This window comes from Acidimicrobiia bacterium (assembly GCA_029210695.1).
Taxonomy (GTDB): domain Bacteria; phylum Actinomycetota; class Acidimicrobiia; order Spongiisociales; family JAHEDJ01; genus JAHEDJ01.
Map to the genome: position 1 here is coordinate 28,783 of JARGFH010000004.1, position 13,442 is coordinate 42,224.

Below are 13,442 nucleotides of genomic sequence, written 5' to 3' on the forward strand. Positions count from 1 at the left end.
CCGGACTTCCGGTCTAGCCCGTCTGGCGCAGGTCCCTCCGTTGGAAGAGAACGACCGACAGCGCGATGAGCCCGACGAAAATGCCGGACAGGATCGCCCCGTGGCCCCAGTGCATTCCCGTCAACAGAGGGTCGCTGGACAGGTAGTAGTAGAACGGTGTCGCCTTGGCCAGGCCGGCCAGGCTCTCGCTGAGCGGCAGGAAGGCGTTGATCACGAAGAGCACGATGGCGATGCCGATCGATCCGAAGATGGCCGGGCGCGGCTTTCCGGTGGCGGCGCTCAAGGCCAGCGCGACGGCACCGAACACCAGGCCTAGCAACGTCAACAGCAAGCAAGTGGCGGCGATGTTGCCTATGTTCATCCCCAGGCCACCGATGACCGACCCGAGGGTCACTCCGGCAAACGTAGCGAAGCCGACGACCACGCCTCCGACAACCATCGAGACAGTCTTCTCATAGACGATCTTTGACCGTTTGATCGGATTGGCCAACAGTATGCCCATCGTGCGATTGGCCTCTTCGCCCGCCAGCGCCCGTGCTCCAATGGCAATGGTCGCCACCATTACGGCAATGGGAGCCATCATCCCGAAGGTCTCGACCTGATAGAAGCCCTCGGCGGTGCTGAGATCACCGCCTCCGAACAATGCCAGCATTGCCTCCGGTAAGGCATCGGCGAAATCCAGGAGAAACTCATCGATGAAGGTGTACATCGGTCCGATCAGGATTCCCATGATGAAGAACTCGATGTAGGCAACAATGATGATTAGGCCCTGGTGTTCGGTGAGGGTTTTGACCCAGATGTGGCTGACGCGTGCCGATCCGGCCAACCGGTCGGCCACCTTCTTGGTTATCGGGTGAGTTCGCAAACGGTCGATCAACGAAACGCCTGTCGTCTGGCCCCGTAGATCTCGCCGGTTCACCCCGACCACTGCGGCCGCGGCCAGCACAACCATCGCCGCGATTAGGACGGCGATCCCGCCCCAGTCGACTCCGTTGAGGGCTGGTTCGCCGTTTGAGTAGTGGTACCAGGGGAAGATCCGGGCCCACTCCTTCAACGCATCGATGAGCGGGAACAGGCCTACGCCGATGAACGAGATTGTCATGATCCCGGCGGTCACACCTGAAGCCAGACCAGTCTTCCCGGTCCAGGCCCCGATCGCCATGGCGAGGAAGCCGTGGAAAATGGAGATCACGAACATGTGGAAGGCAAGCGCCGTGATGTGCATGTCCCCGAGTTCGACACTCAAAAGGGCCGGGCTGAGCAGTCCGAACGCAAGCAGAACGAGCGTTCCGACGGCAGTCAAGCCCACCATCGACGTTGCCTTGGAGACCAGGATGCTGGTCCGGCTCTTGGGATTCCCGAGCAGCAGACCCAGCGTGCCATTGCGTTCCTCGCCGGCGATCGACGCGGACCCCATCGAAAGCGACAGGGCCGCCAGCGTAAGCGCCCCGTACGAGGCGTAGATGGCTCCGTAGGCCAACCCGCCTACATCGGTGTCCTCGGCGATCCCCACGAGGGCCCGCATTGCGGCCGGCATGCTGGTGTAGAGACCGAGATCGACACTGCGATACACCGACATGCCCATCAGAAGAAGTAGTCCGATGCTCCCGGCACCGATGAGGATGCCCTTCCACCGGTCGAGGACGTTCTTCGTGGCGACGTTCGCCAGCATTAGACGTTCACCTCCTCGTCGCGGTAATAGGTCAAGAAGATCTCTTCGAGGTCGGCTTCCTGCGTCGTGATGTCCATGACGTGGAACCGCTCGGTGACGACCTTCAAGAGCGTTTCCATCTGCCCGTCGAATGAGAGAGTGACGTGGTCGTTCTCTGTGGTGACTGCCCGGACTCCCGGCAGGCCCTCGAGCACCGTGCCGTCGACGGGAGCGTCGAAGAAGATACTGATCTTGCGGATGGCTTTCGACCGGAGATCAGCAACAGCCTCGACGGCAATCAGCTTGCCGTGGCGGATGATCCCGACCCGGTCTGCGACCCGCTGCACCTCTGACAGGGTGTGGCTGGAGAGGAACACGGCGCGCCCTTCGGCCGCCACCTCGCGCATCATCTTCTGGAACTCACGCTGTACGAGCGGGTCGAGGCCCGAACTCGGCTCGTCCATGATCAATACGTCCGGCCTGTTCATGAATGCCTGGATCAGACCGACCTTCTGCCGGTTGCCCGAGGACAAGTCTCCTACCTTCTTCGAGAGGTCGGCATCGAGCCGCCCGGCCAGTTCATCGATGTAAGACCAGTCGACTCCGCCCCGCAGGTTGGCAAAGTAGGTGAGCGTGTCATGGCCGGTCAGGTTGGGATACATCGCCAGGTCGCCCGGTACGTACCCGATGTGCCTGCGAATCTCGACCGATTGCGCATGGGAGTCCATCCCGAGGATCGAAGCCTTCCCGGCAGTGGGCCGGATCTCGTCGAGGATCGTCCGGATCATGGTCGTCTTGCCCGCGCCGTTCGGTCCGAGAAATCCGAAGATCTCACCTGTGCGAACGTCCAGGTTCAGATCCACCAGAGCCTCTACGTCCCCGTAGTGCTTGGTGAGGCCTTCTGCGCGGATGGCGATCTGATCGGTCATGGATGCTCCTCCGTCTCTCCGGTGTCGTTGACAAACGCCTCACTACTGATAGGAGTGGCAAAGCCGTGGATCGCGGCAGCACAGATGCGCGCCCCGCCCGTTCGGTCACGGCTTGCCGGCGAAACGCTGGGTTCCGTTTTGACTGAATGCACGGTCAGAAGTCTATGCGGGTGGTCAGCCGCTCGATGCCGTCAGGCGGGCGGCAGGATCCTGCCGGTAGAAAGCCCTGAGCAGTCCATACAAATCCGGCTCATCCCGCTGCAGGCGTACCGGAATGTCGAAGAACGCTTCGGTGGCGACGGCCAGCAATTCGGCCGGATTCGTACCGCCGTACGCATCGAGGCTCGCCGCGCCTCCCCGGCGGAGCCGTTGCAGGATCGACCGGAGTGCCGGCTCCCAGCGCAGTTTGAGTTCGGCGGACATCGGCGGAACACCATTGCCGCTTCCGTTTCGCATGTCCAGCTTGTGAGCGAACTCGTGAAAGACGACGTTGTGACCCCGGTCCGGATGAAGCGCCTGGTTGAACAACCTATCCCAGGCGATGAGGACCGGTCCGTGCAGCATCGCCTGTCCGGAAAGGGCGGCGTGGTCATCGCTGACGATCCCACCATCGAGGTGACGCGGCCCGTTGTGGTGAACGACGGTGGGCGACACGATGATGGACGTCACATCGTCGTAGAAGTCGTAGTCGAGGCCGAGGATGAGGAGACAGGCCTGGGCGGCGATCTGGATCTTCATCTCCTCTGATGGTTCAAAGCCCCGCGTTCCTTCAAACGACTTGTCGGCCAGGAACACCCTGATCAAGTCCTCCATGCGCTCCCGGTCACCGGCACCGAGCATCGACCACCAGCGCAGCCTTTCACCGAGCAATGTCCGCCATGACTCAGGGAACGTGCCCCGGAGGGCCTTCTCGTGTTTCCGCTTCATGTGGTGATCCGCCTGCCCGGCGCCGGCGCTGTTCCGGCGTTACTCCCAGGTTATGCCGGATATAAGCTCCTCGAGTTCTTGTTCGAATTGTGGCCAGAGATCCGCGCCTGCCAGGCCGATGATGGTGACGACCTCGCCATCGACGTCGACGATGTAGAGCCTGCCCACATCGCCTTTCTCGAATTGGAAGTTGTCCACTCCCGGCAGCGCGCCTCGCCCATCGACCGCGAAATCGACGGACGTTCCGGGCAAGCCACCGATCTCGATCTCGCCGATCTCATCCGAAAACGTGAGAGGAAGGTCGCGTTCCCGCCACTCCTCGACGGCGGAGGGGCCAAGGGTGGTGATGGTCACCCACATGTTCTTGCCGGACAGGTGCTTGAGCCAGTAGGAATCTGCGCTGACCTGCCATCGAGTTAGGACCGTGCTCTCAGGCTTGATGATCGAGAACGGCACGGCAAATACGCCGGAATCGAACGTCTCCGGCCCTGCCTTCGTTGTGGTCGTGGCGGCCCCCAGGGTTGTTGAGGTTGCGACGGTGGGGGTTGTCGTTGGGACGGTGATCGGCGCTGCGACTGTTGTGATCGCCGCATCGGTTTCAGTGGTGCTCGATGCCGCCCCCGTACCTCCGCAGGCAGCCAGGACGATTGACAGGACGGCCGCAGACATCCTCATGGTTCCTCCCCTCAGATTCGTAAAGCGCGAGCGCTTTTCGGACACTACCCAGGGGAACGTCGCCGTGTTCTCCGGTATGAGGATTTCTCAGGAGTCCCTTACAGCTCGAGCAACTCGGCCGCCTCCGCCCAGTTCTCACGGGCCTCGTTGGCGGCAACCGCACCGACGAGTAGCGCTGCAATCGGATCGGCCCACCACCACCCGAATACTGCGTTCAGTGCTAGTCCGACCATCGTGCCCGTGGCGAGGAGTCCATCGAGGAGCGTCATAGAGGCTTCCGACCGCAATGGAGCCGAGTCCAGGCGCGTTGCGATCCGCTTCTTCGAGCGGGCAAGGGCGAACATGACCACAGCGGTGACACCCAGATATGCGATCCCCCACGGCGATGCGTCCGGTCGGCGTCCCGTTGCGAGATCGCGAACACTCAACGACACGAGAACAACGGCCAACACTGCGAAGGCCAGGCCAACTAATCGGAGAGCGAGAGCGGTTCGGTCGGGGTGATCGAAGTCATGGCCAGGAATCAAATGCCAGATCACGACCGCGGATGCGAACACCTCGATGATTGAATCCGATCCGAAACCGATCAGAGCCAGCGACCCGGCCACAATGCCGAGCCCGATGGTCAGCACGGCCTCTCCGACGTTCCACCCGATCGTTGCGTATTCGAGTTGCAGGGCTCTGCGATTGAGGTCTGATCGGTCGGTCATGAAGGCCACATTGTGCCAGCCCGCTCACCCTCTCTCGTTCTGGCGTCAGAAAGCGCGCACTTCTGACGGGTTCCTGACGCCAGAACGGGGTAAGACGGTTGTTCTACGGGTTCTGGAACTCTGCTTTCGGGCCCAGGTAGTACCACCAATTCAAGAACAGGCAGATCGCGTAGAAGGCGGCGAATGCGTACAGGGCGATCTCCGGTGTTGTCTTCGTGATCTGCTCGCCGAACTCCTGAGGCACCACGAATGCTCCGTAGGCGGCGACGGCCGAGGTCCATCCGAGCACCGGTCCGGCTTGCTCCTGGTCGAACACGACGGCGATCGTGCGGAAGGTGGACCCGTTTCCGACTCCGGTCGCAGCAAACAAGACGAGGAAGAGCAGGAAGAACGGCAGGAAATGATCCTCCGGAGTTGCAGATTGGTATGCCTGCTTCATGAAGTAGGCGACTCCGAGCGCACTGGCGATCATCACCACCGACACCCACTGCGTCACTCGCGCTCCACCGACTTTGTCGGCGATCCAGCCGCCGACCGGACGGATGAACGCCCCGATGAACGGGCCCATCCACGCAAACGTCAACGCCGAGGGGCCTCCGGGGTTCACGAGGTCATGGGTCATCACCCCATCCACCAGGACATGCTGAAAGCCGAAGATGACCTTGATCGCCAGGGCAAAGCCGGCCGAGTATCCGATGAAACTGCCGAACGTCATTGTGTAAATGACGCTCATGATCCAGGTGTGCTTGTTGCCGAAGATCTTGAACTGTCGCTCGAGGTTGGGCTTGATCTCACCACGCAGAAGCTTGAGGAGCAGCACCGTTCCCCAGATCACCAGGATGATGATCGGGTACTTGGCCCACGTCCATCCCAAGCCGGTCGGGCTCGGCAGGATGAAGAAGAGGCCGATGGCGGCCGGAATGAAGGCCAATCCGAGCATCCCGCTGATCTTGGCGAACGAATTGAGGGGGGAGCCGATGTTTGGAGAGACGTGCTCGGCGCGGATGTTGTCCATCTTGAACCATGCGAAAAACGCCAGCGGAATCAGGATGACGAGCCACACGAAACCGGCGTTGTGGATCCAGGTCTCGGTACCGGCTGCGATCTGACCGATCAGGGTTCCAGAAGACGTCTCGAGAATCATCGATCCGCCACCGAAGAGCCCGAAGGTCATGACCAGAGGGATCAGCACCTGCATGGTCGTGACACCTGCGTTGCCGAGGCCGGCGTTCAAGCCGAGTGAGAGGCCCTGCATCTTCTTCGGATAGAAGAAACTGATGTTGGACATAGACGAAGCGAAGTTCCCACCACCCAGGCCCGAAAGGAATGCGAGCGCCTGGAAGATCCACAGTGGCGTGTCCTGCGAGAGAAGAGCAAGACCGGTACCGACAGCCGGGATCATCAACAACGCAGTTGTGAAGAAGATCGTGTTCCGACCACCCGCAATCCGGATCAGGAAGCTGCTCGGAATCCTGAAACTCGCCCCTGCCAGACCGGCGATTGCCGACAATGTGAAGAGCTGCGCGTTGGTGAAAGGAAAACCGAGGTTGAGCATCTGAACGGTGATGACGCTCCAGTAGAGCCATACCGCGAACCCACACAAGAGGCTTGGGATTGAGATCCAGAGGTTCCGCTTGGCGATCTTCTTTCCGGTGGTTTCCCAGAACGTCTCGTCTTCGACGTCCCAGTCGTAGATGTCAGCCATGCGCTTTCCTCTTCCCGCGGGGCTCATCCCCGCACTGCCAAGTGATGTTTGACCTATGCCTCCAGGCGCCCCTCTGCGTCGTGGACGAACTCCTCAACAAACGAATCCTTTGGTTCTTCGAGCATCAACAGGGTCACGACGAAGCTGAGCGCCGCTCCGGTCGCCAGGACGAAGAAGAACGTCTTGGAGTCAACCAGCGAGAAGAGAACCAGGTATATGACCGCGCCGACGTTGCCGTAGGCCCCCGCCATTCCGGCGATTTGTCCCGTCATCCGCTTGTTGATCATCGGGATGATGGCGAACGTCGCGCCTTCCGCCCCCTGCACGAACACCGAGGCGAAGACGGTGATTGCCACGGAGGCGACCAACCACCAGAGCCCCCCGAACATCGGGACCACGGTCCTGAGGCCGTCGGCGTCTACCCCGCTGCCCCATCGACCGATGAATGCCATCAGGAGGAACCCGACTGCGATCCCGACCATGTAGATCAGCATTGTTCGTTTGCGGTTGGCCATCCGGTCGGACAGGTACCCGCCCAGTGGCCGGGCTCCCAGGTTCACGAACGCGAAGGAGGCTGCCACCACCCCTGCGACGGTGGCCGTGACCAGCGGGCTGCCGCCACTGTCTGTGAGAGGAACGAAGGTGTTCTCGAAGAACTTCGGCAGCATCGACACGACCGCCAGCTCTGCCCCGAAGTTGGCAAAATAAGTGCTGTTGAGAGCCGCGACACTGCCCCAGTGGTATTTCTCGTCGTCGGGAACCCCTGCTCGAAGGTACGGGAGATTGATCTGAAGGGTTTTGAAGACGTGGCCGACGTAGACCGCCAGGAGAATGCCGTAGATGACAAACAGCGTTCCATCGGAGATGACCGCCTCACCGTCGATTTTCACGTTGCTGATTCGCCAGGCGAGGACCCCGAGGGCACCAACCAGCGGAAACGACCAGACGAGATACTGGGTCAGGTCACGGTACGACGTAACCATCATCGGCTCGGTCTTCTTGGCTTTGTGGAGTTGCTCGCCCGCCGGTACATCCCGGACCAGGAAGTAATACAGCACCCCGTAGGCACCCATGACGAAGCCGTTTACTCCGAGCGCCCAACGCCAGGCGTTGTCACCGAGTCCGAACCAGTTGTCCATGACTGTTATCGCAAACCAGGGGAGCGTCATAGCGGCGAACGCGGATCCGAAGTTTCCCCAACCTGCGTAGAACCCTTCTGCTCTACCGATGTACTTCGGAGGGAACCACTGAGCGACCATCTTGATCCCGATGACGAATCCGGCGCCGACCGAACTGAGCACGAGGCGGGCTATCAGCATCTGCATGAAGGAGTCGGCGAGAACGAAGGCCAGGGCGGGAAGCGCCATGAGGACCATCAACCCCGAGAAGACGACGCGTGCCCCGAAGCGGTCGATGAGGGCTCCGACCACGATGCGGGCCGGGATCGTCAGAGCGACGTTGGCGATCAACAGGATCTTCACGTGCTCGTCGGTCAACCAACCGACGGAATCCAACATGGTGGTCGCCATCGGAGCCATGTTGAACCAGACGTAAAAGGTCATGAAGAAGGCGATCCAGGTGTAGTGGAGTGTCCGGATTCGCTCCTGGCTGAAGTCGAGCAGTTTCGGCGGCGTATCAGCCGTGGACGGTGACCGATCGTCCTGACTCATGTCCCTCTCCTTTGAACTGAGCTGTTGTCGGACCGGCTTCCCCGAACCCCCGGGTCGTTGGGGTCTGTTCCGGCACCAGTGTCGCGCCTTCGATGGACGCCCGCAGTTGTGTTTGTAGTCGGAATTCCACGTAACGTCAAGTGCAACTCTAAACGTTAAGTGCTATACTCAGCGTTATGCAGGCGTCTCTCGGAAGAAAAGGCGACTACTCGGTGCGAGCTGTGCTCGACATCGCCCGCCACAATGGCGATCGCCGCAAGGCCCGGGAGATCGCCGCGGAGATGGATATACCGAACCGGTATCTCACTCAGATCCTTGCCAATCTCGTTCAGCATGGCCTGCTCGAGGCCGTTGCCGGCCCCACCGGCGGATACGTTCTCGCCCGGCAACCAGGTCAGGTCTCGCTCCTCGAGGTTGTCGAAGCCGCTGAGGGGCCGATCGCTCTCGACGTATGCGTGCTGCAGGGAGGACCGTGCTCATGGGAGAACAACTGCCCGGTGCATGTCCCTTGGGCGCGCGCCCAGAACGCCATGGCCGAGCAACTGTCGACCACGTCGTTCGCGGATCTGGTAAGTATTGATGAAGAACTTGCTGCCGGCACCCATCAGATTCCCGAGGACACACCACCTCACAAGATTCCAACTCCCCGGCTGCCGAGGAAGTCGGACAATAGGAAGAGATAGCAAGTCGGATCGATTGGATCTCGGAAGGCATCGGGGAGAGAAGTGCACTTCATAGATCGAGAGAGGGAAGGAAAGGGCATGAGACGGTCACTGTGCCTGGCGCTGATCGTGGGAGGTACCGCAGTCGTCATGCTGTTTCCGCCCGCAGTCGGCGCACAGGAGGAAGTCGACGGCCGAGAGGTGTTCCTCGCCAGCTGCGCGGCCTGTCACCAGGGTACCGGTGTAGGCGTGAGTGGATCGTTCCCTCCTTTGGTCGGCAACGACCGTGTGCAGGACACCGAATACGTCAAGACCGTATTGGCAGAAGGCAAGTCCGGCCCACTTGATGTTCTCGGAGTCTCATACGACGGAGAGATGCCTTCCTTCCCGGATCTCTCGGGTCCCGAGATCGATGCGGTGATCGGCTACATCCAGGCCGGCGTGTTCATTCCTGCTGAGACCGGGGGACTCGAACCCGGTGACGCAGCCAGAGGGAAGGACCTCTTCACGGGAGGCGAACGTCTGGAGAACGGGGCTCCTGCGTGTGCTTCGTGCCACACCGCAGCCGGCTTCCAGGCTCTAAACGGACCGGCCCTCGGGCCCGATCTCACTGATCTGTCCAACCGGTACGGCGGCGAAGAAGCTGTAGCAGCCGCATTGGTCAGCCCTCCGTCGGCAACCATGCAGCCGCTCTTTTCCGACAGCCCCATCGCCGACCAGGAGAGGTCAGACCTGGCCGCCTACTTCGCCTCCCTCTCGAATGTGCAGCCATCCGGGGGGCCCGACGTACTGGTTTTGGGCGGCGCCCTCGGCGTTGTTGCTCTGTTCGCATTGATGTTGCTGGCGCCGCGCAGTCGGCGGCCGGGATTCGCACGGCAGTTGAGGAGCCAACGATGAGTACCGAATGGATCAGAGACAAAGAGGCTCCGGCAGAGCGGAAATGGGAGGAGTTCTATCGCAACCGTTTCCAGCACGATAAACGGGTTCGGACGACCCACGGTGTGAATTGCACCGGTTCGTGCAGTTGGGAAGTCTTCGTCAAGGACGGAATCGTCACTTGGGAACTCCAGGCCACGGACTACCCGCAACTCGAAGACGGCCTGCCTCCATATGAACCGCGCGGTTGTCAGCGCGGCATCAGCTTCTCCTGGTACCTCTACAGTCCGATTCGCGTGAAGTATCCATACGGACGCGGCGCGCTCATCGACCTCTACCGGCAGGCCAAAGCCATCCACGGCGATCCCGTTGAAGCCTGGAAGTCGATCATGGACGATCCGGAGAAAAGGAAACGTATCCAGACCGCCCGCGGTAAGGGCGGGTTCCGCCGGATGTCCTGGGACGAAGCGCTGGAGATCGCCTCGGCCTCCGTGGTGCACACAACCAAACAACACGGCCCGGATCGGGTCATAGGTTTCTCACCGATCCCGGCGATGTCGCAGATCAGCTACGCGGCCGGCAGCCGGTTCCTCAGCTTGCTCGGTGGCGTCGTGATGAGCTTCTACGACTGGTACTGCGACCTGCCGCCCGCCTCACCGGAGATCTGGGGCGAGCAAACCGACGTCCATGAGTCGGCCGACTGGTACAACTCCCGCTTCGTGGCGGTCATGGGCTCCAACCTCAACATGACGAGAACACCCGACTGCCACTTCATTTCCGAGGTCCGGCACGCCGGCGCCAAGCTCACCGTGTTCAGCCCCGACTTCAGTCAAGTGGCCAAGTACGCCGACTGGTGGATTCCCTCGAATCCCGGCCAGGACGGCGCCTTCTGGATGGCCGTCAACCATGTGATCCTCAAGGAGAGCTACGTCGACCGGCAAGTTCCCTACTTCCAGGACTATGTGAAGCAGTACACCGACATGCCGTTTCTGGTGGAACTCGACGGCTCACGCCCAGTGAAATGCCTGCGGGCGAACCGCGTTGACGAATATCGCGACGCCGAGAACGGTGAATGGAAGCTCCTCTGGTGGGACCGCCACTCGGGTCGCCCGCGGATGCCGCAGGGAACTATCGGTTACCGCTGGGCGAAAGAAGACAAGGGCAAATGGAACCTCGAGTTGGTCGACGGTCTCAACGGAGAAGCGCTTGATCCTGAACTGACGTTTGTCGGTTCGAACGACGGTGTCGTTGACGTCGAGTTCGATGAGTTCGTCGGCGGCGGTTCGGTGCGCCGGGGTGTTCCTGTTCGGTATGTCGAAACCGACCGAGGCCGTGTCGCAGTCACCACGGTGTTCGATCTCATGGTTGCTCAGTTCGGCGTCGATCGTGATCTCGGCGGCGACTACGCCGCCGACCTCAACGACGCAGAAGCCCTCTATACCCCCGCCTGGCAGGAGCAGTTCACGGGCATCCACCGTGACACCGTCATTCGTTTCGCCAGAGACTGGGTCGACAACGCCGAGAAGACCAACGGCAAGAACTTGATCATCATCGGAGCAGGTGCCAACCACTGGTACCACAACAATCTGCTCTACCGGTCTGGCATCGTTGCCCTGATGCTGACCGGGTGTGTCGGCGTGAACGGTGGGGGCCTCGGGCACTACGTCGGACAAGAGAAGCTGGTCAACCAGGCTTCCTGGGGATCAATCGCCTTTGGTGGCGACTGGGGGGTGGCGTCTCGCCAGCAAAACAGCCCGTCGTTCCACTATGTCCATTCCGACCAGTGGAGGTACGAGCGGGGATACTCAGACTACGACACGCTGCCCGAACACGCCTCGACCGACGATCACACCATCGACCACCAGGTGCGGGCCGTGCACCGGGGTTGGCTGCCGTTCTATCCGCAGTTCAAGCAGAACTCGCTGGATCTGGTCAAGGAGGCGCAGGCGAGTGGGGCCACGACGGACGATGAGATCATCTCGTATGTGGTGGAACGGCTGAAGAGCCGGGAGGTCGAGTTCGCCATCGATGACCCGGACGCCCCGGAAAACTGGCCGAGGACCTGGTTCATCTGGCGTGGCAATGCCATCGGGACCAGCGCCAAGGGACACGAGTACTTCATGCGCCACTACCTGGGAACCCACTCGACGGCGGTCGCCGGAGAGCTAGCCGGTGAGACCGTCTCTGAAGTCAACTTCCGCACGGATGCGCCGATCGGCAAATTCGATCTGGTCGTCGATCTCAACTTCCGGATGGATACGAGTGCTCTCTACTCCGACATCGTGCTGCCTGCCGCCACCTGGTACGAAAAGGACGATCTCAACTCGACGGACATGCACTCCTACATCAACCCGATGCAAGCGGCGGTTCCACCGTCATGGGAGTCGAAGTCGGACTGGCTGATCTTCAAGTCGGTGGCGGCCAAAGTCGCCGAGCTGTCTGCCCCTCACTTCCCGGAGCCGGTCAAGGACGTTGTGATGCTGCCGCTACAACACGACACGCCGGACGAAATGGCGCAGCCGGAGGTTCTCGACTGGTTCAAGGGTGAGGTAGAGGCCATTCCCGGCAAGACGATGCCCAAGTTCCGGATCGTCGAGCGGGACTTCAGGAATCTCTACGAGAAGATGGTCTCGCTCGGGCGCGGAGTCGAGAAGAACGGTGTCAACGCGCACGGCCTCACCATTCCGGTGGCGGACGCCTATGCGGAACTCATCCAGCGCCAACCGCGCGATATCGGTATTGCCGGTCTCAACGGACGTCCATACCCGTCGCTCGAGCAAGACCGCGAGGTATGTGAGGCGATTCTGCATCTCGACCCGGCCAGCAACGGTGAACTAGCCCACCGCGCCTTCGAAGCCGAAGAGGCGAAGACCGGTCTCTCGCTCACTCATCTCTCCGACGGGCAGCGCAACACCCGGATCCGATTCTCGGACCTAGTGTCGCAACCGCGCCGGGTGCTCACCACCCCGACGTGGAGCGCCAAGATCAACCACGGTCGGGCCTACAGCCCGTTCACTCTGAACGTCGAGGAACTGATTCCGTGGCGAACATTGACCGGGCGTCAGCACTTCTATCTCGATCACGAGAACTACCTTGACTGGGGCGAACATCTGCCCACGTACAAGCCCCGGCCCGATCACACGATGCTGTCGGAGACGGAGTTCAGTGCCAACGAGGCGCAGGGACGGCTGCTCAACTACATCACGCCGCACGGCAAGTGGAGCATTCACTCGACGTATTCGGAGAACATCCGGATGAAGACCCTGTCGCGGGGCGGCTATCCGGTTTGGCTCAACGACAAAGAAGCTGCCGAGATGGGAATCTCGGACAACGACTGGGTGGAGCTGTTCAACGACAACGGCGTGTTCGTGCAGAGGTGCATCACGTCGGCCCGCATTCCGAAGGGAACGGTGTTCGTTTATCACGCCACCGAGCGAACGGTCGGGATCCCGATCTCGCCGCTGCGCAAGAAGCGAGCCGGTATGAACAACTCGCTGACGAGAACCCGGCTCAAGCCGGTTCTGATGAGTGGCGGGTACGCCCAGTTCACCTACGCCTTCAACTACTGGGGGCCAACAGGGGTGAACAGGGATACGTTCGTTTATGTCCGCCGTATCGACAAGCCGAGTTACTGAGA

10 protein-coding genes are annotated in these 13,442 nt (G+C 61.0%); 3 read left to right on the forward strand and 7 right to left on the reverse strand.

Translation table 11 applies throughout. The features are described 5' to 3' along the window. Positions 1-13: 13 nt before the first annotated feature. The 7 genes from P1T08_02085 to P1T08_02115 all read right to left on the reverse strand — a co-directional run bounded on the left by P1T08_02085 (position 14) and on the right by P1T08_02115 (position 8,267). The gene (locus P1T08_02085; GenBank protein MDF1594877.1) at positions 14-1,672 is read right to left on the reverse strand and encodes an ABC transporter permease subunit; all 1,659 of its coding nucleotides are present in this window, start codon (positions 1,670-1,672) and stop codon (positions 14-16) included. After that, positions 1,672-2,580: an ABC transporter ATP-binding protein gene (locus tag P1T08_02090; protein MDF1594878.1), complete on the reverse strand. Its 909-nt coding sequence runs from the start codon at positions 2,578-2,580 to the stop codon at positions 1,672-1,674. The genes P1T08_02085 and P1T08_02090 overlap by 1 nt, the downstream gene beginning before the upstream one ends. Before the next feature lie 174 nt (positions 2,581-2,754). Continuing rightward, positions 2,755-3,507 (reverse strand): zinc-dependent peptidase, encoded by a 753-nt coding sequence (locus tag P1T08_02095; GenBank protein ID MDF1594879.1) that lies wholly within the window; start codon positions 3,505-3,507, stop codon positions 2,755-2,757. 39 nt (positions 3,508-3,546) lie between these two features. Beyond that, positions 3,547-4,176 carry a hypothetical protein gene (locus P1T08_02100; GenBank protein ID MDF1594880.1) on the reverse strand — a complete coding sequence of 210 codons (630 nt, stop codon included), beginning with the start codon at positions 4,174-4,176 and terminating at the stop codon, positions 3,547-3,549. A 104-nt stretch (positions 4,177-4,280) separates the two neighbouring features. Continuing rightward, a complete protein-coding gene (locus tag P1T08_02105; protein ID MDF1594881.1) occupies positions 4,281-4,892 on the reverse strand; it encodes a cation transporter in 612 nt (203 codons plus the stop codon). Between the two features lie 103 nt (positions 4,893-4,995). Then, complete coding sequence (locus P1T08_02110; protein MDF1594882.1) at positions 4,996-6,597, reverse strand: antiporter; 1,602 nt, start codon at positions 6,595-6,597, stop codon at positions 4,996-4,998. 53 nt (positions 6,598-6,650) lie between these two features. After that, on the reverse strand, positions 6,651-8,267 hold the full coding sequence (locus tag P1T08_02115; protein MDF1594883.1) for an MFS transporter: 1,617 nt from the start codon (positions 8,265-8,267) through the stop codon (positions 6,651-6,653). Between the two features lie 176 nt (positions 8,268-8,443). On the opposite strand from P1T08_02115, the gene P1T08_02120 reads away from it, so the two are divergent. The 3 genes from P1T08_02120 (at position 8,444) to P1T08_02130 (ending at position 13,440) form a co-directional block, all read left to right on the forward strand. Next, the gene (locus tag P1T08_02120) at positions 8,444-8,950 is read left to right on the forward strand and encodes an Rrf2 family transcriptional regulator (protein MDF1594884.1); all 507 of its coding nucleotides are present in this window, start codon (positions 8,444-8,446) and stop codon (positions 8,948-8,950) included. Positions 8,951-9,028: 78 nt separating this feature from the next. Then, positions 9,029-9,826, forward strand: a complete 798-nt coding sequence (locus P1T08_02125) for a c-type cytochrome (protein ID MDF1594885.1) — start codon at positions 9,029-9,031, stop codon at positions 9,824-9,826. Then, positions 9,823-13,440 (forward strand): nitrate reductase subunit alpha, encoded by a 3,618-nt coding sequence (locus P1T08_02130; protein ID MDF1594886.1) that lies wholly within the window; start codon positions 9,823-9,825, stop codon positions 13,438-13,440. The genes P1T08_02125 and P1T08_02130 overlap by 4 nt, the downstream gene beginning before the upstream one ends. Positions 13,441-13,442 lie beyond the last annotated feature (2 nt).

Bases quoted from the DNA above. Each gene is read 5' to 3' on its own strand.
- P1T08_02085 (MDF1594877.1), bottom strand. From the start codon at position 1,672: ATGCTGGCGAACGTCGCCACGAAGAACGTCCTCGACCGGTGGAAGGGC.
- P1T08_02090 (MDF1594878.1), bottom strand. From the start codon at position 2,580: ATGACCGATCAGATCGCCATCCGCGCAGAAGGCCTCACCAAGCACTAC.
- P1T08_02095 (MDF1594879.1), bottom strand. From the start codon at position 3,507: ATGAAGCGGAAACACGAGAAGGCCCTCCGGGGCACGTTCCCTGAGTCA.
- P1T08_02100 (MDF1594880.1), bottom strand. From the start codon at position 4,176: ATGTCTGCGGCCGTCCTGTCAATCGTCCTGGCTGCCTGCGGAGGTACG.
- P1T08_02105 (MDF1594881.1), bottom strand. From the start codon at position 4,892: ATGACCGACCGATCAGACCTCAATCGCAGAGCCCTGCAACTCGAATAC.
- P1T08_02110 (MDF1594882.1), bottom strand. From the start codon at position 6,597: ATGGCTGACATCTACGACTGGGACGTCGAAGACGAGACGTTCTGGGAA.
- P1T08_02115 (MDF1594883.1), bottom strand. From the start codon at position 8,267: ATGAGTCAGGACGATCGGTCACCGTCCACGGCTGATACGCCGCCGAAA.
- P1T08_02120 (MDF1594884.1), top strand. From the start codon at position 8,444: ATGCAGGCGTCTCTCGGAAGAAAAGGCGACTACTCGGTGCGAGCTGTG.
- P1T08_02125 (MDF1594885.1), top strand. From the start codon at position 9,029: ATGAGACGGTCACTGTGCCTGGCGCTGATCGTGGGAGGTACCGCAGTC.
- P1T08_02130 (MDF1594886.1), top strand. From the start codon at position 9,823: ATGAGTACCGAATGGATCAGAGACAAAGAGGCTCCGGCAGAGCGGAAA.